Below are 23375 nucleotides of genomic sequence, written 5' to 3' on the forward strand. Positions count from 1 at the left end.
ATACTTTTCTCCTTACTGTTATGCCTGCATGCAGGAGCACAGCCACGACTAAAAAAGAAATATCCAATCAGGAACGTTGGGCCCTGATCAATAGTGCTGCGCAGGATAGTAATCTGGTCGATCTGATGATCGAACAGGGACAACACTATGTCTGGATGCCTGAAAAGTTACGCGTGCATCTGGATACAGCACTTCTTTTGTCCGAAAGAGCGAAGCAACTGGCTCACCGCCTCAATTACCAGAACGGGTATATGGAAGCCCGTCTGCTGGCGGTAAAGGCGTATCTGGAAGGCAGACAACCCGGACATGTGGTGGACTTGATCCGTACTTCACCTGATAAAGTGTTCGTAGTCAACGCACAAATGCTGGTTGGAATAAGCTATCTGGAACGGCCTTATAGTAATAAAGCAGACATGGACACCGCCGGTACCTGGTTCCGTCAGGCATTTTATGAAAGCCGGAAAATCAGGTATGTAAAAGGACAACGGGAGGCTACCCGCCTGCTTGGGAGACACTATTTTGAATCCCATAATATCAAAGCCGGTAAAGAAATGTACCTGTCAGTCATTAATGAATTACACGCCGAACATAATTACCTCGATGAGGCAGATTGGTGGATTGATCTGGGATATCGTATTCCTGATCATGACAGCACTTTTACGGCAAAGGCAGAATACATGACCAATGCACTGCTCATCTATATCCGCCTCAAAGATATTCCACGGCAGATCTGGGTATGGGGAGCCAGAGCAGAAGTATATCGCCGGCAAGGGAAATTACAACTGGCAGAAGCCGGTTTGCTAAAGGTACTCGAAATGGAAAAAGCGCAGGGAGACAAATATCTGCCGCGTAACTATATCCAACTGATGGATATCAGCCTGTTCAGGAGTAATCTGAATAAAGCATTGGGGTATGGATTGGCCTGTGTACAGGCAATTGACGAATCCGGAGATAGTGCAATGGCAGGTATGACCTATGAGAAAATAGGGTCCATATACAGTCAGTTGAATGATCCCGTTCGTAGCATTGAATGGTATCGGAAGGCACTCACCGTTTATGAGCGCAATTTTGACAAAGGACCTGTCTCCAGAATTAACTACTACCTTACAAAAGAACTGATCAGACAGGGACAGACCGCCGAGGCACTGGCCATGCTGAATCGTACCATGAAGTATTTTCCGCCGGTACATCATCTCAACAAAGAACTGGTGGCAGGCGCATATGCCGCCTGTTATACAGTGATGGGACAATACAGGAAAGCAGAGCAGTATTATCAGGAAATGCTGTATTGGGAAAGTCGTACCCGGCTGGGTAATGAAATATCAGCTATCACCTATTATTCCGTCGGCAAATTCTATCTCGAACGGAAACAATATGAAAGAGGAGCGATTTATCTGGATACAGCTTTAGCCATCATGCCCGGCCGTACACCGGTGACCATGGTGAAAGACATCCACCTGATGTTGTTTCAGGCAGATTCTATACTCAACAGAAGCGCATCCGCCATCCATCATCTGCGCGCCTACCAGTTATTAATTGATTCTATTTATAGCGCCACACATATGACAGAACTGGAAGAAATACAGGTAAAGTATGAAACCAGTCAGAAAGAAAAAGATATTGCTGCGCTACGCCAGCAAAGCCTGATGCAGCAGAAGCAGATCAGACAATCTAACCTTTTGAAACGTGTCACTTTTGGTAGCATTATACTGTTGGTATACTGTTAATACTCAGCGTAAAACCGATATCGCCTCAAGCAGAGGAGTATACGCGCACTGGCTATTAAACAGAAAGAGATCACAGCTAAAAATAACTCCCTGCAAAGATTAGTAGAGGAAAAAGAATGGCTGGTAAAAGAAGTGCATCACCGGGTAAAAAATAACCTCCAGATTGTTATGAGCCTGCTGAACACACAGTCCAATTTTCTGGAAAGTGAAGCAGCACTGGCAGCTATTAAAGACAGCGCTCATCGCATGCAATCCATATCGCTCATTCACCAGAAATTATACCAGTCCGAATACCTGAGCCTTGTCAGTATGCCATCCTATATCCATGAACTGGTACATTATCTGGAAGATAGCTACCGGGGCGTAGGGCATATCTTTTTCGACCTGCATATAGCACAGGTAGAAATGGATGTTTCTCAGGCAGTGCCCATGGGATTGATATTAAGTGAAGTAGTGACCAATGCCATTAAATACGCCTTCCCAACGGAAAAGGAGGCAGCATTTCCATCTCACTGGATATATCAGCGGTAATAAATTACTGCTGATCATTGCTGATAATGGAAAGGGACTTCCCTCCGACGTCAATTTCGCAGAAGGGAAGTCACTGGTATAAGATTGATACAAACCTTTGCCGCGCAACTGGATGGCCAGCTGGAGATTGAAAGTAATCATGGACTGACTGTCCGTCTTACCTTCCAGCAACAATAACCTTATTCCGCTTTTACACCCGTCTCCGATTGAATAGAAAACGGTACCTGTGAAAGAAATTCATATGCTTTGTTGCCGTAGTGAAACAGATTAGGATGTTGTTCGGCGGTAAATCCTCTGTTAATAGCAGCGAATAAATCATTATAGCTATTTACAGGCTCATTCAGGACCTTTTGTAGTTTGGCGGTAAACATACCATTTCCCCAGACTTCCATCGCTAATTCATCGTCCTGACAGGCACCAAATTGAATGACGTAAGCCTTGATGTCTTCAGGTTTTGTGTGAGGGGAGCCTGTATCGTGTCATATTCAGCCTTATGCGCGTTATACGTGCGTATCAATGCCCACAGCGGCGCAAATCTTGCCCGGGTGTAAGTCGCAGGATCTATGCGCGTGTTAAGATCCACCGGAACGGCATTTTAGCAACAGATCCTGAGTGACAGCTATCCGAAAAGATCAGGATACGTACCCCTTCTTTGAACTGACCAAAGCAGGCAAACAATTCGTCGTCTATCAGTTGCCGGTCATACAGGCACCATGTCTCATCAAATCCGTCCATTTCGCCGAAGTTATTCGTCTCATCCTTGTTGGTGTCTGTCAACACGCCGCCATGACCGGAATACGTTAAAAGAAAGATATCGCCTGACTGTAACTGTCCGGCTGCCGTCTGCAGATGTTGCAGGACGTTGGCAGCCGTCGCCTCCTTTGTCAGTAAAGAGAAGATCTGCCCGAAGCCTGCTTTCTCTGCGATTGATCTGTATACCGCAGCGTCATTTTCACAGGCGAACAATTCTCCGTTCCAGCCTTCATAACTGCCGGATTAACGGCATTGAGACCGATGTGTAGTGCATAACTTTGTGGTGTCATATAAGGGGTATTACCGGATGTTTTTTAATTTGTTGATATTGCGGACCGAGAACTGCTCCGGTTTGCTCTCCGTATCTTTGATGTTTTCGGAAAAATTAAGAATATGCTGTACTGTTTTGCGCACTACATTGGGTGGAATCTGTAGTCGGGTAGCCAGATCATTCACATCCAGCTCACGATCCAGTTTGTCGATGTAATAAAGCAAAGTACTTACCGTCTGAGACCTGAGTAAACGTTCACCGATTTCTTCCGGAGATTTTCATTCCCGATGATCTTTTCCACAGCACTGACAACACTTGAAGTAAGTTCACTTTGTGGTGCTGAGATGGATGCCTGTACCGGCTCCGGTAATGGCGGCGGCAGATAGGAGGTCCAGACCATATCGTTGTATAGTTTGTCGGTAATATCTTCCAGCAGACTATCATCCACAATCACATCCGGCGCCTTGATAGAGGCCCTGATAATAGCCCGGATACCTGCCAGAAACATACAGGGTTCACTTAACGAAATCGCTGGGATCGGCTCCCGGTAGTATTGGGCTGCCATGATCTGTAGTGCCTTCACATCCGGTGTGTCTTGTCCCAGCAGAACGGGGATATCCTGTGTGACATTGCGGAATAATTCTTCATTATCCAGTTCCGGACTACTGAAATAGACATAGGCAGCCAGTAATCCTTTCATGGGAGATGCCCATTGCCCCTGTTCGAATTCAAGTAGTACCTTCTCCGGCAGGATATACACACCATTGTGAAACTTATGCCGGAGACCGTCTATCCGGTAGTTCCCTTCATCATCATTGACAAATCCCTGTTTGCGCGGCGCAATAAAAATGCTCATAGACGGAAAGATGGGACCATCACCAAAAGTGAGAAAGACCTGCGTCTGCCAACATTCCCCTGACAGTCCTTTCAGCTGATCACCGCTTTTAAATACCTGAATAGGTATTCCTTGCGGGCAGATGTTGCTCTTCACCGATGTCGTTTTTACATTGATGTCCGGTATAATGCAGGTAATAAGTGCCTGCTGGCAATACCGCATGAAAGGACAGCCAGCCGGCATCCGTGTCTTCCCTGATATTATTGCCTTCCAGTGTATATATGACCTGACGACCGGCATCGAGCAGAGAAAAGCCCTGACCAAGGGATTGCTGTTCGTTGTTCAATTCTCTCCTTTTCTCTACATCTGTATATCTGAAAAAGAGAAAGATGGCGCCGCCTTCTTCCGATGCATTGCCCGTGGTAGTTTCAAGACTGTATTTATGTGCATTGGTTGCATAATATTCGTGGGAAGATTTGAACTTGTCCGCTACCAGTGATGCATACACAGGCGGTGTGGGAATCTGGAAATCCATGTCCTGTGTAAGACGCACATGTTCTTTGATAATATTGCCATCCAGCTTAAGTGTGATACTGTATAAGCCGGGCTTTAGCACCAGATTGAGTTGTTCATATCCTCTGGCAATATCTTCCAGAAAACCGTTGTATACCGTGAGATGCGCAAAGTCTGACATCACCCCGACAGCGGAGACGGTAAGTTTATAGGTGGGCGTCTCAGAAGTCATAGTTCATGGTTTTAAGTGTACCATCTATTGTGATGAATGCAGAAGACCGGGTTGTTTTATTCGTGATCTGATGATACCCTTTACCCAATGGTACCAGCCACGAATCGCCTGTCTGTACAATGCCTGATCTGATGTTGTTCAGATCAGGGCCGTCCAGTGTAATTTCTCCGGCAGCTTTGAATGTAATGGTCAGCACTGTACCGGGCACTTTGCCTGTGCGGTGGAAGACGTAATTCAGGCCGTTTTTGTTGTTCCTGATATCGGAGCGGACGGTTTGTGTCTGATTGCGTTCCTGTGCATAAGATTCTGTCTTTTCACGGACGTAGTCAATGAAACTGGTGATCGTGATATCACCATTGTTATTGACAGCGCCGCCATTCAATGCTTCCATCAGGGCCCGCGAAAAGTAACCATGTACCTGCAGATTACCATTGTTGTTCATCATCCCCTCCCACGCCGGATTTTCGTATTCTGCAGCGTAGAGTACAACCGCCATCGTATTGGCGCCACCCGGATGGTCACCGCCCAGCATGGAGTGTAAAGGTTTGGTGTTAATCTTCCTGTCCCGGCAACAGTCGAGGAAGAAATACACTTCCTGAAACAGGTCCTGCTCCACCAGTAAATCCAGATAGGCTTTTGAGGAAAGGGCCGCGTTATAGAAACTGGGTGACCAGATAGGCAGACACATACCGTTGACTTCCCAGTTAGACCCGAAGCCATGACCGGAGAAGTAAAAGTAAAGACGGCGTGCAGGTTTAGCTGTTGCCATCTGGATGATGTCTGATAATGCTTTGTCAATGGCCAGCTGGTCAGGCGTGTTACTGCCGGCCGTAGATGGTATGAAGAATACATGATTGGGATGCATGTTACCACCATCGGCTTTTATCAGCCAGTTTCTCAGGCGGCAGGCATCTGTAACAGGTGCATTCAAAGGGGCGAGACTGATATAATGGCTGACGCCCACGATGACAGCATAGTCTTCTTCATTGACAGGTAGTCCTTTGGACAGATTCTCATTGATAGCCTCTTCACACAGGTCAGTGGCAGAAGGCGGTGTTTCGGATATTACAATCTGAGGGTCCATGGGGTTACTGATTTTGCTGTTAGAATAATGTGTGCAGCGTCCGGGAGGAATACCGGTACGATCTGCATAATGGTGTTATACATTTATTGCTGTTTGGGGTATATATATAAAATCTGCTGTTGAAATGATCCTTCTTTATAGCTAGTGTCTGGGGTGTTGTATCTGATTATAAAATTACGCTACTGGCGGAATGTGAACAAGTTTTATTGACATATTATAGCTGTTTATGTATTAAGAATTAATACGGTGTATGGAGGGTGTTTTCCCCGGGGCTAAACTTCTTTTCCCCGTTTTTGTTAGTTGGGTATCGTTGAATGCTTTCAGCGGGCTAACTTGCCTGTGATAATTTAACCTCAATAACAAACCAAAATCCCAAAACGATGTCCACAACAGAAGCATTATTTAGCAAACTTTTACGCGAATTTAAAGAAGCAAGCCAAGGGCTTAAAAGACGATTTGAAGACTGGTCTGCTGACAAGCAAAAGGAATTTATTGAAACCGTTGTGCTTTCAGAATCGGAATCTGAAGGACAGCGCATTGATCCGGAAATGGCAGAATTGTGTATTATCGAGTATATCAATGTAATGGGAAGGCATGGGTTTACCGGAAATGAAGGTGATATATTTAACGCACCCCTTCCGGCATCTCGTAAACTGACCGCGTCTGTAGATTTTAATGCAGCGGATTTTTCAACATTTATGGAGGATGCCAGAAAGGCCTTAGACGATAAGCCAACCTGGAAGCATTATTTTAAGCTCGCGCTGGGCATATACACAGTCCAGATCCTTGAAAAATTTAAATATGATGTTACAAAGCCTGAAATAAAGGAGAAGATAAACCGGGTGGCAATATTTGTAATACCTTATGCTAAATCAGCAGATGGTGCTACCTATAAACCACCGATCGTTTACGACTTTGGCAGCCTGCAACCCTGATATACCATGACATTAGACCTATTTCAGTATTTCCAGTTGTTAAGCCTCCTTGTAGCAGTCATCTGCTACAAGGGGCTCTCTCATTGCCGGCTCCTCCTGTTTATCCCTCTGCTATTGTTAACCAATATAGTAGAAATAGTTGGCACCAATTACCGCATGCTCGGCTGGACCCGCAGTGACTTTATCTATAACTGGTACATCCTGCTGTCTACCCCGATGAATCTCTATCTGTATGGTATTATGCTGCGGCTCCGGCAAAATGAAAAGCCTATTTATATCATCATTAGCCTGCTTTCCATCCTGTTCATTTTTATCAATTTTTTCTTCCTGCAGGGACAAGGGCAGTTCAATAATATTTCTGTTATTCTGATCGAAATCCTTAATATTGTTTTCTCTTGCTTTGTGTTACTGAGGTTAGCGCTTCATGGAGATACACAGTTAGGTATGTTTAAAGACCCTTATTCCTGGATAAGCGCCGCTAACCTCCTGTTTGGCCTCATTACGCTTGTATTGCTCGGATTACAGCAATATATAAGAAGTAATAATATTGTGATTGGTAACACCAGCCTGTATCGTGCGATTTTGCCTGTAGTAAATATCATTCTCTATTCCTCTTATTGCGTCGCATTTGTATTATGCAGGATTCGAATCAACAGATTGTTATTATCATCATCGCAGTAATCGCCGTATTACTGTTTCTGGGTATTCTATTGCTGATTATGATCTGGGCTTATAATAACCGCCAGCAACAGGTGGCGGCAGAGAAAATGCAGATGAAACATGCGTTTGACCGGCAGTTATTACAGGCTACCCTCGAAATTCAGGAAGAAACATTCAATAATATCAGTCAGGAATTGCATGATCACGTAGGACAGTTGTTAAGTCTGGCGAAAGTACAGCTCAATATCATCGGGCAACGGGCAGAACACCCTGACACCGGATTACATGAAGTAAAAGATACAATCGGACAGGCCATGAGCATTCTCCGGGATGTGGCCAAAGGATTAAGTACAGAGCGGGTGCAGCTATTCAGCTTTGCAGGCAATATCGATCAGGAAATAGAACGGATTAACCGGAGCGGTGTCACGCATGTCAGTCTGCTGGTAGAAGGAACAGAAAGACCCATGGAAGAACAGGTAAAGCTGATCCTCTTTCGCATCATACAGGAATCCCTGCAAAATGTACTCAAGCATGCAGCGGCAACAGCAGTGGAGATCACCTGCCGCTATATGGATACACAATTGTATGTCAGTATCTGCGATAACGGGACCGGATTCCACGTAGCAGAAGCCCTGAGCAAAAAAAGCGGACTCGGACTACAGCATATTACCAACAGGGCCGCCGTATTGGGAGGACAGGCCAACATTACCAGTCATCCCGGAAAAGGAACTATCATTACTATAACCATACCCCATGTCTGAAAAAAAATTCATTGCTGTTGTTGACGATCACACCATGTTCCGTAGAGGACTTTCGGTGTTGATCAACCTGTTCCCCAATTATGAAGTTTTGTTTGAAGCTGCCAGTGGGAAAGAACTGATGGAAAAAATGACCGGCGGACAGTTGCCCGAGATTGTATTACTGGATGTGAATATGCCGGATATGGACGGTTACGCCTCCGCCGAATGGTTGCGTCAGCATCATCCCGATATCAAAGTACTGGCATTAAGTACCATGGATGCTGAAACGGCCATCATAAAAATGATCCGGCATGGCGCAAAAGGCTATATTCTCAAAGATGCAGAACCCGGCGAACTGAAAGAAGCATTTGATGATATCCTCGCATTGGGATATTACTACAATGATATGGTGACCCGTAAAGTGATGCAGTCGATCAATGCACTCATAGACGAAAAATCAGCGCTGCATGCAATAGCAAAACTCAGTGACAGGGAAATGGAATTCCTGCGTCTGGCCTGTAGTGAAAAAAGCTATCAGCTGATTGCAAAAGAGATGTTTGTCAGCGAGCGTACTGTCGATGGATATCGTGAAGCATTGTTCAAAAAATTCAACGTTTCCACACGCGTAGGATTGGTCCTGTATGCGATAAAGAACAAACTGGTGGTGGTGTGAAATGATTGCGTTACTTTGCAGGAAGTAAAGCAGAAAAATATGAACGGACGGCCTTCTCTTCCTGTTATTGAATCTATCCGCAATCGACCGGTAATGTACCTGGGTTCGGTGAACAGCTACGGCATCAGACGCCTGATGAAAATGCTGATCACTGATTATCTGGAAGATGTAACAGGTTTATCCACAATAGAGATCACGTTCAACCCCGATAGTTTTGTCAGTGTGGTTATTTCAGGCGCTCCGGCCGATGAATTATTACATGAGGTCGCCTTTTTGCAGGAGATAACTTCCGGTAAGAATTTCAAAATTGCACTATTGGTTGCTATCAGCCGTTTTTTACTCGTCCGTGTTTTCGTAGACGGAGCAATACATTCTGTCACCTCTCACGCGGGTATATACGAAATTGAAACGCATCCCGCAGATGGCGAACCGAATGGCATTAAACTGGACTTTCAGCTGGAAGAATCCATTTTTAAACATAATCAGGTAGCATATATTCCGATGAATATCATGCTGCAACAGCTGGCCTATCTGAATGCGGGATTAAAGATCATCAGTGTGGATAACCGGGGAGAATTGCAGCGGAATGTGTTTTATTTCAGAACCGGCATCTCCGAACTATTCAATGACCTGCTGGATAAACACGACTATGGTAGCATGAATGCATGGCTGCCAATTGAACTGAAAACAGCTATCAACGGTTATATCTTCCATATTATTCTCAGATATCATCATATCTATACTGTTCATCCTGCACCATATATACGTTCCTTTGCAAATAATGAAAGTACGAAACGCCATGGCTCACTGGTCGATGGTGTGTTAAAAGGGCTGGAAGATGCCTTTGTGGAAATGGGTGAAAAAGAAGAAGCAGTGCTGAAAGTCAACAAGAAACGGATCGGAAAAATGCTGGTACTGTTTGCTGCTGTAAAGGGAGAACCAGTGACGTATGAAGGACGTAGCAAGGATAAATTAGATATGCCGGGATTGAAGAAAGATGTGCGGAAGTTTGTCAAAAGAGCTGTGCTGAAATATCTGGAAGGAAATCCCGGTGACAGAAGAAGAGTGTTGGAAAAATTTATGAAAAAGGAAGATAAGTAGCTTGTTATTAGTCTGACTATACTTAACATACGTTAATGCTACGTTTTTAAGGTAGGATTAACGTATGTTAAGTATAGTCAGACTATATTCAGGCGGCCTTTTTAGTCAGCCGTAAAACATGTCATATTATTGCAGCAATGCGATAATCTTCGCAAAGATCTCCGTATTCTCATATACCCCTCTGAAATCCAGTGAGTGCGGTCCATAGGCAAATACAGGCACCATTACCGCAGTGTGATCATTCGTACTGAAATGTCCATCTACATAACCTTTAGAGATATTACCATCCAGTAAGGATAAGCCACCTGTTTCATGATCGGCTGTCACGATCACCAATGTATGACCATCTTCGTCTGCAAATTTCATGGCAGCGCCGATCGCTTTATCAAAATCCATCATCTCTGTGGCTACATAAGGTACAATGTTCGCATGACCGCCATAGTCGATCTGTGCACCTTCCGCCATAATAAAGAAGCCTTTGTTTTGCTTACGCAGGGAAGCGATAGATTTTTCCAGTGACAGGGTCAGGAATTCGCCTCTTCCGGTCAACATGGAACGTTCTGCCCGGCTGTCCAGTACCAGATATTTATCAGACTGGATACTGTTCAGTTCATCGAGATTGGTACTGAATGTATAACCTTTATCCTGCAGCAATTTTGGCAGGTCTTTGCCATCTTTACGCTGATTGAAGTGTTTTGCACCACCACCGATCATGATACTTACCGGACTATTAAGGAAATTGGCAGCAATAGAATCTTCCATACTTCTTTCAGGTACATGTCCGTAGAAAGCAGCTGGTGTAGCATCTGTAATATCACCGGCACTGATCAGTGCACTGTTGTATCCTTTTGGTGCAATGATATCAGGAATGGCTGGAATACGCACTGCAGTAGCGTCTACACCTACATAACGATTGTTTGTTTTTTTGCCGGTCGCCATGGCGGTGCCACCAGCCGCTGAATCGGTGATGTAACTATCAGAAGAGTAGGTTTTGGAGAAGCCGATATTCTTCATCTGCAGGAGATTCAGCTGACCGTGATTACCGGTGAAACCCGCATAGATCTGTGCAAGTCCCATACCATCACCGATCAGGAGAATAACATTGGTTACTTTACCCATGCTGTCATTGTTTACATAACGGGCATTGTACAGTGTATGAGGAGCGGCGGTGCCGTTGTATTCAAGATTTTGTCTGTTGCTCAGGAAGGTAGCCATCTCTTCCACGAGGTCGGTGCCCAAATAATCGGCCCCTATATTCATCTGGGTTTTCCACGTGTTCACATTGTCAGCCATGCCCCAGAAACGCACTTTTTTACCAGCCATGTGTACACTATCGACCCACTGCTGAATTTTTGCTCTTTCTTCTTTTACAATGATTCCTTTACCATTCCAGTTGGTAAATTGTTTGATATCCACACTGTACATCGGAATTCGTTTTTCCTGTGCAGCGGTGTAGGTAAATCCGCGTTTCCCGTCGAAATGAATGTAGTCCGGATATTGTGCCCAGAGTGCCAATGCCGGCTGGTCGCCACTGATGGTGATCACCACTGTAGGATTCTTTGTGATATCAGGATAGCGGTCGAGGATCTTTATCAGTGCTTTTATGGTAGGCACGCCGGTGGTCTTGAAATCGATCATCAGCTGTAAAGTGTCCTTGCTGTTTTTATAGGCAGTACCACCATTCTGTCTGATCTGCTCGCGCAATGGATGCAGATACAGCTTTTCCAGTGTACGTTCCGGACGGATCGCTTCTTCGGTATGAGCGGTAAACAGTTGACCGTTACGTTCAAAAACATCTGCTTCTATTGATCCGTAATGACGAAAATAAGCGGTCAGAAACGGAATAGGATGCTCATAGTCATTATGCGAATGTGCATTGATCGGTGCATAGCTGCTGGTCTGCGCGCCGGCTGTCATAGCGGCGAGCAGTGAGAGAGAAAGGAATGAGGATCTAAGCATTACTGTATTTCAATATATTATAAAAAGCAAATTACGAATTACAGATTACGTTTTCTGCATCCATTGGTAATTTAGCTTACCGGAGGATCATGATCCGTAGTCCGCAATTCGTAATTCATTCGTTCTTTATGCTGTCAGCTGATTATTCCCAGCCGCCATTCTGTTTTACAACTCCATTGCTACTGGTCACTTCACTTCTTGGTACAGGCCATACATTGTGAATAGCAGGATTGAAGCTACGTGCAGGCCAGATCTCAGCACCACCGAAACCGTGTAATGCTTTCGCGTAAGCTGCCTGTGCATCTCCCCAACGTACCAGATCGTAGTGACGGTTTGCCCATTCGCCGGCCAGTTCTGAACGACGTTGTTTTTTCAGTTCAGTCATGGTAGCGCCGGTTACATCTTTCAGACCAGCACGATGTCTGATCATATTGATTTCCTTATCTGCATTTTTACCCTGCATCAGTTCAGCTTCCGCTTTGATCAGCAGTACTTCTGCATAACGCAGCAGTGGCAGGTTCAGGTCAGTAGTAGGATGGTCTCCGTTAGGGCTCAGGTGCTGGCCCGCAGGATAAGAGAATGGTTCCATGTATTTACGGAACTGATAACCTGACAAGCTGTTGGTAGAAGCATAGGTATTGTCTTCTCCGTAGAAGGTGAAATGATCACCCGGTTTCAGGATAGTTGCTTCTCTTCTGAGATCGCCTTCCTCATAGGAGTCATAAAGCTCTTTGGTGGGCATATAATAACCCCAGCCATTGTATTTACCCCAACCTTTGTTTTCCAGCATTACGCCTGGCAGGATGCTACCCCAGCCACCCGGGCCCTGTGAGTTAGAGTATACTGACCAGATATATTCGCTGCTCCAGTTGTTAGCGATGGTGAATACGTCTGCAAATTTGTCCAGCAGTTTGTGTTTGCCACTCAGGATGACTGAGTCAGCATATCTTTCTGCATTTACATAGTCCTTTTTGTACAGGAACATTTTGCTCAGGAATGCGAAAGCAGCTGTTTTGTGCGGACGACCATAAATATCAGAAGAATAAGTATCGAAATAAGGCAGGTGTGCAGCCGCCTGTTTCAATTCCTGTTCAACGTAATCATATACCAGATTTACGTTTGCAGAACGGGGAATTGGTTTGTCACCGGTCAGACTGTCACGTTTTACGATAGGTACACCGGCACGGGCATCACCATAGGTATAAGCCAGTTCGTAGTACATCAGACCGCTGAGGAAGTACGCTTCACCCAGAATACGGTTTTTCAGTTTCTCATCCATTGGGATAGCAGGTACATGCATGATCACATCGTTGGCACGTTTGATCACGATATATCTCATCTTCCATTGTCCTTCTGTATAAGAGCCACCGATAAAATTGCTGTTGAAGTTCTTGATGTTGTCACCTTCCGCTTTTACACGACCTGTTACCATGTCATCACTGGCGTTGATAAACCACCAGTAGCCACGACCGTAGAAGTTTTCATCGTCAAACAGGTTGTACATCGCGTTAGCACCGGAGATAGCGTCGGTTTCAGTCTGCCAGAAGTTACCGGAGGTAGGCGCACCTTCCGGTGTAATATCCAGCTTTTTGTTACAAGCCGCCAGCAGGGAAATACCTGCGAGGGAGAGGGTAATATTTTTTATGAGTTGCTTCATTGTAATCGTCAGTTTGTGTTGATTAGAAATTAACGTTCAGACCAATCAGAACATTCTTAGCCTGTGGGTAACGACCTTTATCGATACCTAATTCGTCCATACCTACTTCAGGATCGTATCCTTTGTATTTAGTGATGGTGAACAGGTTAGTAGCTGTTACGTACAGTCTTACAGCGCCTACGTGTGCACGGTTGCTCAGCAATGCAGGCAGTGTATAACCCAGTGTGATGTTTTTGATACGGAGGTAAGAACCGTTTTCGATGTACCAGTCAGATGTGTTACCATAGTTACCGTTTTTGTCGGTAGAGATGATACGGGTAACGTCGGTGTTGGTGTTGGTAGGTGTCCATGCATCGAGGATGCCGGTCAGCATGTTATAGTTAGTACCGATGCTCGCGTTCATATTGGTATATTTCAGTGCGTTGAACAGTTTGTTACCCTGTACGCCCTGTGCGAATACGTTCACATCGAAGCCTTTATAAGCAGCATTCAGACTCAGACCATAAGAGAAAGAAGGAAATGGGCTACCTACGATTTCTCTGTCATTGTTATTGATCGTACCGTTACCATCTTTATCGATGAATTTACGGTCACCGGGTTTTGCATTTGGCTGGATCAGCTGACCATCTTTGTTTTTATAATTATCAACCTCTTCCTGTGTCTGGAAGATACCGGCAGTTTTGATCACGTTATATGCATAGATCTGATTGCCTACGCGGGTTACGATCGGATTCAGAGTACTACGTACGTTGATGTTGGAAGAAGATACCACTTCGTTTCTGCCATCTTCCAGTTCCAGCAGCTTGTTGTTCACTTTGGTCAGTGTGGCACCGATACCATATGTGAAGTCTTTACCAGCACGACCGTTATAGTTGATACCGAGTTCGATACCATTATCGCGGGCTTTACCCATGTTTTTGAACATACCGGTGCTAACACCTGCAGTACTTGGTGGGTCTACCTGCAGGATCATGTTCTCGGTAGTTTTGATGAAATAGTCAGCAGTAACGGACAGGCTATTTTTGAAGAAGGCGAGGTCAGTACCAACGTTGATCTGACGGGAATCAGCCCATGTCAGGTTCGGGTTAGACAGTGCATCTTCAGCAAGGCCGGTTGTCTGATTACCATTAGCACCAGTGTAGATATTTACTGATTTCAGGTTGATGTTGATGGCGTTAGCCGGTAAGCTACCGAGGTTACCCAGTACACCATAGCTCGCACGCAGTTTTGCGAAGCTCAGTACGGAACTGTTAGGAATAAAATCTTCCTGTGTCAGTACCCAGCCACCAGATACAGAGTAGTAGTTCTGGTAACGGTTCTGTGGTGCTACGAGTGAGCTGCCATCACGACGACCCAATATGGTGAACAGGTATTTGCCTTTATAGTCATAGTTCACACGACCAAGGAATGATTCCAGTGCTGTCTGTGATCTGCCGCTGGATGGTTTTGCCCAGGTACCGGAGTTATCAAAGTAACGATATACGTCTCTTTCATCTCCGAAGTTGCTTGCAGATACATAGAGATAAGTATTATCGTCGTGCTGATAAGTATAACCGGCAATTGCGTTGATGTTGTGTACGCCGTTGAAAGTTTTGGTGTACGTTAATGTCTGCTCTGCCAGCAGGTTGGTACCATTGTTCACTGATTCAGACAGTCCGTTGCTGGTATTGATCTTACCGATCTCCAGTGCGCGGGTAGTGAATGATTTCTGATCGCTCAGGGATTTTGTGAAAGCAAAGTTGGAACGGAACACGAGATCTTTGGTTACATAGATCTCAGCGTACGGGTTGATATTGATGTTGGTAGTCGGCGTTTTGTTATCCATTCTTTCCAGAATCGCAACCGGGTTGGCAAGGTCACCATAAGAACCTGCATAATCAACAGGCATACCACTGAAAGCACCCGTAGGAGTGCGCGGCGCGATATGACGGGGATAACCCAATGCGGTGAAGATGGCACCTGTATAAGGACTGGTTGTGTTAGCACCGTTACCGTTGGTATAGGTGAAGGAGAGGTTCTCACCTACTTTCAGCCATGGTTTTACCAGCGCGTCAGAGTTCATACGGAAGGTATAACGCTCTGCCTGTGTATTCAACAGAATACCTTCGTTACGACGGTAGCCGAAGCCCATGTAATATCTGCTTTTATCAGTACCACCTTTCACGTTCACATTATAATCGTTGATCTTACCGGTACGGAAGATCTCGTCCTGCCAGTCAGTACGGGTGATCTGACCATCAGGGTATTTTGTAGCGTTGAAAGCGTCTGCCAGAGGAGTACCAGCAGCAGCATAAGCGATGTTTTCTACATCAGCGAATTGTTTTGCGGTGAGTACATCCAGTTTTTTAGCAGCATACTGCCAGCCCATTTTAGCATCGAGGGATACGCTTGCAGCACCTTCTTTACCTTTTTTAGTAGTAATGAGGATCACACCACCGGAAGCTCTTGCACCATAGATGGCAGCAGCCGCATCTTTCAATACGTTGATAGACTCGATATCATTCGGGTTGATCGGACCACCGGTGTAGATAGAACCATCTACGATCGTCAGTGCAGACTCACCGTTGATACCACCCATACCACGGATATATACTTTTGGAGAAGAGGTAGGATCACCACCATTGTTCTGCACGGTTACACCCGGTGCTTTACCTTGTAAAGCTTCGTTTGCATCACCGAGGGAACGTGAGTTCAGTTTATCCAGCTGTACGTCAGCAATAGCGCCGGATACAGTGCTTTTACGCTGTGTACCATAACCTACTACTACCAGTTGGTTCAGGTTAAGACTGTTTTCAACCAGCACGATCTGAAAGCTATGTTGATTACCAACAACGATTTCCTGTGTTTTAAAACCGATCATGCTGACAACCAGTACCAGATTATTGACCGGTTGTGCAACTGACAGTTTGAACTGACCGGCAGCGTCTGTACCAGTACCGTTGGAGGTGCCTTTTACCATTACAGTAGCACCGATCAGCGGACCGTTCTTATCAGATACGGAACCGATCAGGGTTACTTTTTCCTGTGCCTGTTGAGTGGCCACACTGATTGTTTGAGCAGCCGCGCTGTCATAGATCAATACGGTATTATATTTTTCTTCGAATTTCAGAGAGGATTGACTTAACAGATCCTGAAGGATACTGATAACAGACTTTTTCTGATAAGTTTCTGCGTGTACCTGTACTTTCTGGAGCGCAGCTTCGTCATAAGCGAGACTGATCTGTGCAGTTGATTCCAGTTGTTTCAGTGCCGCAGAGAGGCTACCTTGTTTCACCTGAAAACGTTGCAGGATTTTCTGTAATGCCTGAGAACCTGTTGGCAGGGCGAAGGAGGTAGATGCCAGCACGAGCATCGACAGTCCCGTGAGGAATACTGAGCGAAGTCGTGAAGAGAAATGTAGTTTGTCTTTTTGCATATATGTCTGTGTTAAGGTAAAGGCAATAGTATGTCAGGCCCTTTTTTGAAAGGACGCCCTATGGAGGAGTTAAGAATCAGGAATTAAAAATTAAGCATTGACTGGTATGATGATTAGAATTGGTGCTTCCTTTTGTGCGCCTAAAGCGGTTAAAAACTGCAATTCTTAATTCTTAATTGATAATTCTTAATTGACTATAAGTTGTTTGTCTTGCATTGTAAATTGAATTTTTGGTCTGTAACTGATTTTCTCGACAATGTCCAGGACTTCCTGCAAGGTCATTGTAGCAGGGATGTGTAAATTGTAATTGCCCTGTTCTGTATTCAATGCGGTGGTAGCTGTAATGCCGTATTGGTTTTTTATGGTCAGTAATAATTCCTGCAAAGTTGCATTGCGCAGGATGATCTCTCCTTTTGTCCATGCCAGCAGATCGGTTGCTGCGATGCTGTCTTTTTCAATTGATTGTTCCCGGAATGTGAGTCGCTGCGATGGTCCGAGTACTGCTTTGGCGATGCCTTTTTGTTCTACCTGTACTTTACCGGTAGCGACTGCTATCCGCGAGATGTGCATGCTTTTGCTGGCTTCTACTGTAAAGGAGGTACCGAGTACTGTGGTACGGACACCGCTGTTGTCTTCTACGCTGAAGGGGCGTGTATCTTTAACGACGTCGAAGAAGGCTTTTCCTTCTCTTATTTTTACGGGTCTTGCGTCATCAGGAAAATGCGCAGGATATTCGATTGTGCTGTAAGGACCAACTACGGCTACTGATTGATCCGGTAATACTATTTTCTGTAATTGTCCACTGTTATTTTTCACTGTCTGCCATGCTAAGCCAGTTTGTGCTAATCGCTGGTTACGATTGAAAAACCTTTGTACAAAGTATCCTGAGATGACGAGGGGGACTATTACGGCGGCTACTCTGGCAATACGCAGACCAATGCGGCGGTAGCGGTTGACAGTCTTCGGCCATATCTGCTCCTGCATGTTCATTTTGATCGTTTGCATTTCATCAGCAGATAATGCCGGCAGAGTGTCTGCTGCATCCAGTGCGTCCAGCCATTTGTACAGCAGTGCCTCTTCTTCGGGAGAGCAGGCGCCTTGCCGGAATTTTTCCAATAGTAATAATAATGTCCCTTTGTCCAAACTGTTCTGTGGTTTGATAGTAAGACACGGGTAATGAATGGAATAACTATCGCAAAATTTGGCTTAACAATTTGGTAACGTTGGAAGGAATCAGGAATTATCATGCAGGGGAGAGTTGTGGGGGGATAGATGAGTACATACAGTGATAGTCAGGATAGTCAGGATAGCCAGATGAATTGTTGAATGAGAAAATAGAAATGTGAGAGGTTACAATCGGAATTATATAAAGCAGGCAAGTGAATAAATACTTTGTTAACCAACACTATAATCCGACCGGCATCAATATTTTATTGAAGCATATATCGTAAGGAAGTCTAATCAATTGCTTACTATCCAATACTTGTTTTCAGGCGTTGTATTGCAGTGCTGATCTGGTTTCTGATTGTTTGTGGAGAGGTGCCCAGTTTACAGGCGATCTCGGCAACCGAGAGATCTTCTATACGGTGCAGGTAGAAGACATCTTTCATTTTTCCGGGGAGGCGGTTAATGGACTGTAATAATTGTTGTTCTGTTTCTTTGAGGTGTAACGGTTCTGCGGAAGAAGGGGAATTGGTGTCAATAACCTGCGTGAAGAGGTCCACATGTTTCTGATAGACATGTTCATCACGGAGGGCATTCAGTAATCTGTTTTTAAGCGCGCTGCGCAGATATGGCAGGATGGCAGTAACATCGGGAAGGCTGTCACGTTTTTCCCAGATATGTATAAAGAGGCTTTGTACACTATCCTGGGCCAGAGAGTGGTCGATAGTAATACGACTGGCATAGGTGAACAAGGGCTCCCAGCATTCTTCGAACAGCTGGCGGAAGGCGTTTTCATTGCCTTGCCTGATAGCACTCCATAAAGTGTATTGACCTTCTTGTGGCATATTGTACAGTGGCACAAAGTTATTAGTTGTTACGAACTGCTGTATCTGCCGTGAATTATGAAATTGTTAAGCAGCGGGAAATAAAAAGTCCCGGGTGAGTTACCCGGGACTAAGAGCTTGATTGTATAGGGGGCATCTTTACATGGCAGCCAGCTGAACTTTCTGTTGCAGTTCAATGACATTATCGCGAAATGCGTTATCTGTATCCATCAGATCTTTTACTGTCTGGCAGGAGTGGATCACGGTAGTGTGGTCACGTCCGCCAAAATGTTCTCCGATGGTTTTCAGTGAATTCTTTGTAAATGATTTTGCCAGATACATGGTGATTTGTCTGGCTTGTACAATTTCACGTTTACGTGTTTTCTGCAATAGCTTATCATAAGGCACATCGAAGTATTCGCATACCATTTTCTGGATGCTTTCGATAGTGATTTCTTTTGATGAAGTTTTTACAAAAGACTTCAGTACACGTTTAGCCAGTTCCAGGTCAATTTCTTTTCTGTTAAGAGAAGATTGCGCAAGGAGAGAGATGAGTGCACCTTCCAGTTCACGTACGTTGCTCTGAATATTATAAGCAACATATTTCACTACTTCTTTTGGCATTTCCAGACCATCGTTACGCATTTTCATCTCAAGGATTTCCATACGTGTTTCGAAGTCCGGCATCTGCATGTCAGCACTGAGGCCCCAGCGGAAGCGGCTCAGTAATCTTTCCTGCAAACCATCGAGGTCTTTAGGTGGTTTATCTGAAGTTAAGATCAGTTGCTTACCGGATTGATGCAGGTGGTTGAAGATAGCAAAGAATGCATCCTGAGTTTTTTCTGCACGCGCAAAAAATTGTATATCATCTACGATCAATACATCAATTAACTGATAGAAGTGAATAAAGTCATTGATGATACTATTCTTCGAGTGATCGATGAACTGATTGATGAATTTTTCTGCGCTCACATATAACACCGCTTTGTTCGGATGTATACGTTTAACCTCATTACCGATCGCTTGTGCAAGGTGTGTTTTACCGAGACCTACAGCGCCATATATAACCAGTGGGTTAAAGGAAGTACCACCCGGTTTTTCAGACACAGTTTTACCTGCCCTGCGAGCTACACGGTTGCAATCACCTTCAATATAAGATTCAAAAGTGTAGTGAGGATTCAGCTGTGAATCGATCTGTACACGTTTGATTCCCGGTATTACAAACGGATTCTTTACAGGATTCTGTATAGTTAACGGAAAATCTACTTCGCTGTCCTTCTTACTCTTGGTAAACTGCCCTGGCATGTTTACAGTTTTTGGATGCTGATGAGGTGTGCCGTTTTCCACTACAATACGATACTCAAGCCTTGCGTCTTTTCCCAGTTCGCGTTTGATTGTCTTACCCAATAGTCCCACATAATGTTCTTCAAGGTATTCGTAAAAGAATTGGCTTGGTACCTGAATGGTTAAAACATTGTTTTCAAGTTGGATGGGTTTAATCGGTTCGAACCAGGTTTTAAATGGTTGCCATTCCACAATATCCCTAATTATATTAAGACACCTTTCCCAAACTTGTTCGCAAGTTTTATTCATTGAGCTAATGTAAATTAATGTTGTTCTTAAATTAAGGATTGTTCTCGAATTGTAAATCTAACCAACGTGGGGGGTTGATAGATTTTCAGACAGGACGACGAATATCAGTAGAAAATGTTGAAAAAAAAATTTATCTCCCCTTGTTTTTATTTCACTGATAACAGTTTGTCGCCTGTTTTTTTTTGCTGTTTTTATTCTCTTTTAAGCGCTTGTTTTTCTGCTTTTATAATATGATGAAAGCCAGTACTGCACTGCTTTGATAGACAGGCCTTTCCTGTTGACATTAACTTGTTTGTCATAGATATGTGTACTTACTGATAAAATACTATTGTATGCAAATTCAAGTGCTCATCTGATCACCTTTTGTGATCGTTTTCTGATCTTCCGGAATGTTGATAATTTCATCGCGGGGGTGCAAAACTATGTTAGTAATTGCATTTAAAAAAATGTCCTTTAGGTTAGCAAATACCATGCAAAATTATTATATACGCGCCCGTGCGTTAACGTGCCCCTGTTTATAACTGCCTGTTTTAAATTTTATTGTATCGGATTGCTGCTAAAAAACCTATCTTTGGCCCTCTGAACAGCTAAAAATTTTTATATGAGTTTTGAAATAACCGGAAAACTGATTGTGAAATACAATACGATGCAGCGTAGCGAAACCTTTAAAACCAGAGAGTTCGTTATCGAAAAATCCGATGATATCAACGGCCGCGTTATAAACAACTACATCAAGTTCCAGGCGGTACAGGACAGAACTGCAATTGTAGATCGCTTCAACGAAGGTGAAACTGTGAAGGTATACTTCAATATCAAAGGTACTCGTTGGGAAAAAGATGGTAGAGTGAACTACATTACCAATCTGGACGCATGGCGCATGGAGTCTGTTGTAGCAGGTGGTCCTTCGGCTGATTCAATGCCAAATTATAACACCTCTCAGGAAATTTCTTCTGGTGGTCAGGCAGATGATTTACCATTCTAATTGCTCTGAGAATAACAACTCATTAACAAAATAACTGAAAGCGGATACCTGAAATACGGGTATCCGTTTTCAATTGTTGGGATAACTACCTAACCAATTCGTGTCATGATACAACAACTCTCGCTCAAATTGCTGCCATCCCAGGCAGCTTCTGATAGCAGCATTATCACGGAAGCTGCGGCCGCCCTCGGTGTTAAACCCGCTGCCATTACTGGCTTCCATCTGCTCAAACGCTCTATAGACGCCCGTTCCCGTCAGGCGTACTTCATGCTCACCATCAAGGTGTTTGTGAACGAACCTTTTCAGGATAGAGAACGCATCATACCGATATATGATGCCTTGCCCGCAAACGCGCCACAGGCCATCGTTATAGGGGCCGGGCCTGCAGGCCTCTTTGCTGCCCTGCGCCTGGTAGAAGCAGGTATCAGACCGATTGTACTTGAGCGGGGGAAAGATGTACGTGCAAGAAGAAGAGACCTTGCAGCACTGAATAAAACAGGTGTTGTCAATCCGGAGTCCAACTATTGCTTCGGTGAAGGGGGAGCTGGTACATACTCTGATGGTAAGTTATATACCCGCTCTAATAAGCGTGGCGACATCAACCGCATACTCAGCATCTTCGTACACTTTGGTGCTACAGAAAAGATCATGTATGAAGCACATCCACACATAGGTACCAATAAGTTACCGCATATCATAGTGGCTATGCGTGAGCAGATTGTCAACAGCGGCGGACAAGTATTGTTTGAACAAAAGGTGACTGATATCCTGACTGCCAATAATCAGGTGACAGGTGTGAAAACGGCCGGCGGACAAACATTCGAAGCTGCTCAGATCATTCTTGCTACTGGCCACTCCGCGCGTGACATCTTCCATCTCTTACACCAGAAAAATATACTGATCGCCGCAAAACCATTTGCGCTGGGCGTACGCGTGGAACATCCACAGGCCCTGATTGACAGTGCACAGTATCATTGTCCGACCAGAAATGAATACCTCCCGCCTGCCAGCTACAGCCTTGTAGAACAGGTAGAAGGACGTGGTGTTTTTTCTTTCTGCATGTGTCCCGGTGGTATCATCGCACCTGCCTCCACAGATCCGGGAGAACTGGTCGTCAATGGATGGTCACCATCCAGACGTGATAACCCCTACGCCAATTCAGGCATGGTGGTGACCGTAGATGAATCTGATTTCCAGATCTTTGCTGATAAAGGCCCGTTGGCAGCCATGTACTATCAACAAATGGTAGAGCGTACAGCCTTTACTGCTGGCGGGGGACAATTTGTAGCGCCCGCTCAACGAATGACGGATTTTGTCCACAGTAAGGTTTCCACAACTTTACCCTCCTGCTCTTATTTACCCGGTGTAAACAGCACCAATCTCCGTGATGTCCTTCCAGTTAGTGTGCACAGCCGTCTGTCAGAAGCCTTCAAGGCCTTTGGCCGTAAGATGAAAGGATATTATACAGCAGATGCTATACTGGTAGCTACTGAATCCCGCACTTCCTCTCCCGTACGTATTCCGCGTGAAGACGAAACATTGATGCATCCGCAGATCAGCGGCCTTTATCCTTGTGGAGAAGGTGCCGGTTATGCAGGTGGTATCGTGTCAGCAGCAATGGACGGAGAACGCGTCGCAGAGCGTATTATAGCTTTCTATCACAGGTAATATCCGTTTTATCACACTTTTCTGAAAAGTGTGGAAGGGATAACTATCATTGCTGAAA

The 23375-nt window shown here is 44.7% G+C and carries 20 protein-coding genes and 1 pseudogene; 9 read left to right on the top strand and 12 right to left on the bottom strand.

Annotated features, from left to right (window positions below; all coding sequences use genetic code 11):
• Window positions 1-20: 20 nt before the first annotated feature.
• On the top strand, window positions 21-1727 hold the full coding sequence (locus FEF09_RS09155) for a tetratricopeptide repeat protein (protein WP_146304825.1): 1707 nt from the start codon (window positions 21-23) through the stop codon (window positions 1725-1727).
• Between the two features lie 132 nt (window positions 1728-1859).
• On the top strand, window positions 1860-2258 hold the full coding sequence (locus FEF09_RS09160) for a sensor histidine kinase (RefSeq protein WP_261387396.1): 399 nt from the start codon (window positions 1860-1862) through the stop codon (window positions 2256-2258).
• Between the two features lie 179 nt (window positions 2259-2437).
• On the opposite strand, the gene FEF09_RS09165 is transcribed toward FEF09_RS09160, so the two are convergent.
• The 6 genes and pseudogenes from FEF09_RS09165 to FEF09_RS09190 all read right to left on the bottom strand — a co-directional run bounded on the left by FEF09_RS09165 (window position 2438) and on the right by FEF09_RS09190 (window position 5946).
• Window positions 2438-2650, bottom strand: coding sequence for a hypothetical protein (locus FEF09_RS09165; RefSeq protein WP_222596939.1), 213 nt, complete (start codon window positions 2648-2650; stop codon window positions 2438-2440).
• Between the two features lie 169 nt (window positions 2651-2819).
• Window positions 2820-3236 (bottom strand): annotated as a pseudogene (locus tag FEF09_RS09170) (caspase family protein); the annotation flags it as partial.
• 75 nt (window positions 3237-3311) lie between these two features.
• On the bottom strand, window positions 3312-3506 hold the full coding sequence (locus FEF09_RS09175; protein WP_146304829.1) for a hypothetical protein: 195 nt from the start codon (window positions 3504-3506) through the stop codon (window positions 3312-3314).
• Window positions 3507-3511: 5 nt separating this feature from the next.
• A complete protein-coding gene (locus FEF09_RS09180; protein WP_146304830.1) occupies window positions 3512-4273 on the bottom strand; it encodes a hypothetical protein in 762 nt (253 codons plus the stop codon).
• Entirely contained in the window at window positions 4227-4862 is a 636-nt protein-coding gene (locus FEF09_RS09185) for a hypothetical protein (protein ID WP_146304831.1), read from the bottom strand. The genes FEF09_RS09180 and FEF09_RS09185 overlap by 47 nt, the downstream gene beginning before the upstream one ends.
• Window positions 4852-5946, bottom strand: a complete 1095-nt coding sequence (locus tag FEF09_RS09190) for a caspase domain-containing protein (protein WP_146304832.1) — start codon at window positions 5944-5946, stop codon at window positions 4852-4854. The genes FEF09_RS09185 and FEF09_RS09190 overlap by 11 nt, the downstream gene beginning before the upstream one ends.
• A 380-nt stretch (window positions 5947-6326) precedes the next feature.
• Between FEF09_RS09190 and FEF09_RS09195 the strand changes: the two genes are divergently transcribed.
• From FEF09_RS09195 to FEF09_RS09215, 5 genes are read left to right on the top strand one after another with little or no spacing between them, the layout of a single operon-like run.
• The gene (locus tag FEF09_RS09195) at window positions 6327-6881 is read left to right on the top strand and encodes a hypothetical protein (protein WP_146304833.1); all 555 of its coding nucleotides are present in this window, start codon (window positions 6327-6329) and stop codon (window positions 6879-6881) included.
• 6 nt (window positions 6882-6887) lie between these two features.
• Complete coding sequence (locus FEF09_RS09200) at window positions 6888-7562, top strand: hypothetical protein (RefSeq protein ID WP_146304834.1); 675 nt, start codon at window positions 6888-6890, stop codon at window positions 7560-7562.
• Window positions 7517-8302: a sensor histidine kinase gene (locus tag FEF09_RS09205; protein ID WP_146304835.1), complete on the top strand. Its 786-nt coding sequence runs from the start codon at window positions 7517-7519 to the stop codon at window positions 8300-8302. Before FEF09_RS09200 ends, FEF09_RS09205 begins: the two co-directional genes overlap by 46 nt.
• A complete protein-coding gene (locus FEF09_RS09210) occupies window positions 8295-8954 on the top strand; it encodes a response regulator transcription factor (RefSeq protein ID WP_146304836.1) in 660 nt (219 codons plus the stop codon). Before FEF09_RS09205 ends, FEF09_RS09210 begins: the two co-directional genes overlap by 8 nt.
• 39 nt (window positions 8955-8993) lie before the next feature.
• The gene (locus tag FEF09_RS09215) at window positions 8994-10055 is read left to right on the top strand and encodes a hypothetical protein (RefSeq protein WP_146304837.1); all 1062 of its coding nucleotides are present in this window, start codon (window positions 8994-8996) and stop codon (window positions 10053-10055) included.
• 126 nt (window positions 10056-10181) lie between these two features.
• Here the strand turns inward: FEF09_RS09215 and FEF09_RS09220 are convergent, their stop codons facing one another.
• From FEF09_RS09220 to dnaA, 6 genes are all read right to left on the bottom strand, one after another.
• Complete coding sequence (locus FEF09_RS09220; RefSeq protein WP_146304838.1) at window positions 10182-12014, bottom strand: alkaline phosphatase; 1833 nt, start codon at window positions 12012-12014, stop codon at window positions 10182-10184.
• A 142-nt stretch (window positions 12015-12156) separates the two neighbouring features.
• On the bottom strand, window positions 12157-13671 hold the full coding sequence (locus tag FEF09_RS09225) for a RagB/SusD family nutrient uptake outer membrane protein (RefSeq protein WP_146304839.1): 1515 nt from the start codon (window positions 13669-13671) through the stop codon (window positions 12157-12159).
• Between the two features lie 22 nt (window positions 13672-13693).
• Window positions 13694-17086 (bottom strand): SusC/RagA family TonB-linked outer membrane protein, encoded by a 3393-nt coding sequence (locus tag FEF09_RS09230; RefSeq protein ID WP_146304840.1) that lies wholly within the window; start codon window positions 17084-17086, stop codon window positions 13694-13696.
• Between the two features lie 186 nt (window positions 17087-17272).
• Window positions 17273-18229 (bottom strand): FecR family protein, encoded by a 957-nt coding sequence (locus FEF09_RS09235; protein WP_146304841.1) that lies wholly within the window; start codon window positions 18227-18229, stop codon window positions 17273-17275.
• A gap of 329 nt (window positions 18230-18558) precedes the next feature.
• Window positions 18559-19095 carry an RNA polymerase sigma factor gene (locus FEF09_RS09240; protein WP_146304842.1) on the bottom strand — a complete coding sequence of 179 codons (537 nt, stop codon included), beginning with the start codon at window positions 19093-19095 and terminating at the stop codon, window positions 18559-18561.
• A gap of 138 nt (window positions 19096-19233) precedes the next feature.
• Window positions 19234-20667 (bottom strand): chromosomal replication initiator protein DnaA, encoded by a 1434-nt coding sequence (gene dnaA / locus FEF09_RS09245; RefSeq protein ID WP_012787686.1) that lies wholly within the window; start codon window positions 20665-20667, stop codon window positions 19234-19236.
• A gap of 601 nt (window positions 20668-21268) precedes the next feature.
• Between dnaA and FEF09_RS09250 the strand changes: the two genes are divergently transcribed.
• Both FEF09_RS09250 and FEF09_RS09255 read left to right on the top strand, forming a co-directional pair.
• On the top strand, window positions 21269-21649 hold the full coding sequence (locus FEF09_RS09250) for a DUF3127 domain-containing protein (RefSeq protein ID WP_146304843.1): 381 nt from the start codon (window positions 21269-21271) through the stop codon (window positions 21647-21649).
• A 105-nt stretch (window positions 21650-21754) separates the two neighbouring features.
• The gene (locus FEF09_RS09255) at window positions 21755-23317 is read left to right on the top strand and encodes an NAD(P)/FAD-dependent oxidoreductase (RefSeq protein WP_146304844.1); all 1563 of its coding nucleotides are present in this window, start codon (window positions 21755-21757) and stop codon (window positions 23315-23317) included.
• Window positions 23318-23375: the final 58 nt, after the last annotated feature.

Source organism: Chitinophaga pinensis (assembly GCF_007896845.1).
Lineage (GTDB): Bacteria > Bacteroidota > Bacteroidia > Chitinophagales > Chitinophagaceae > Chitinophaga > Chitinophaga pinensis_C.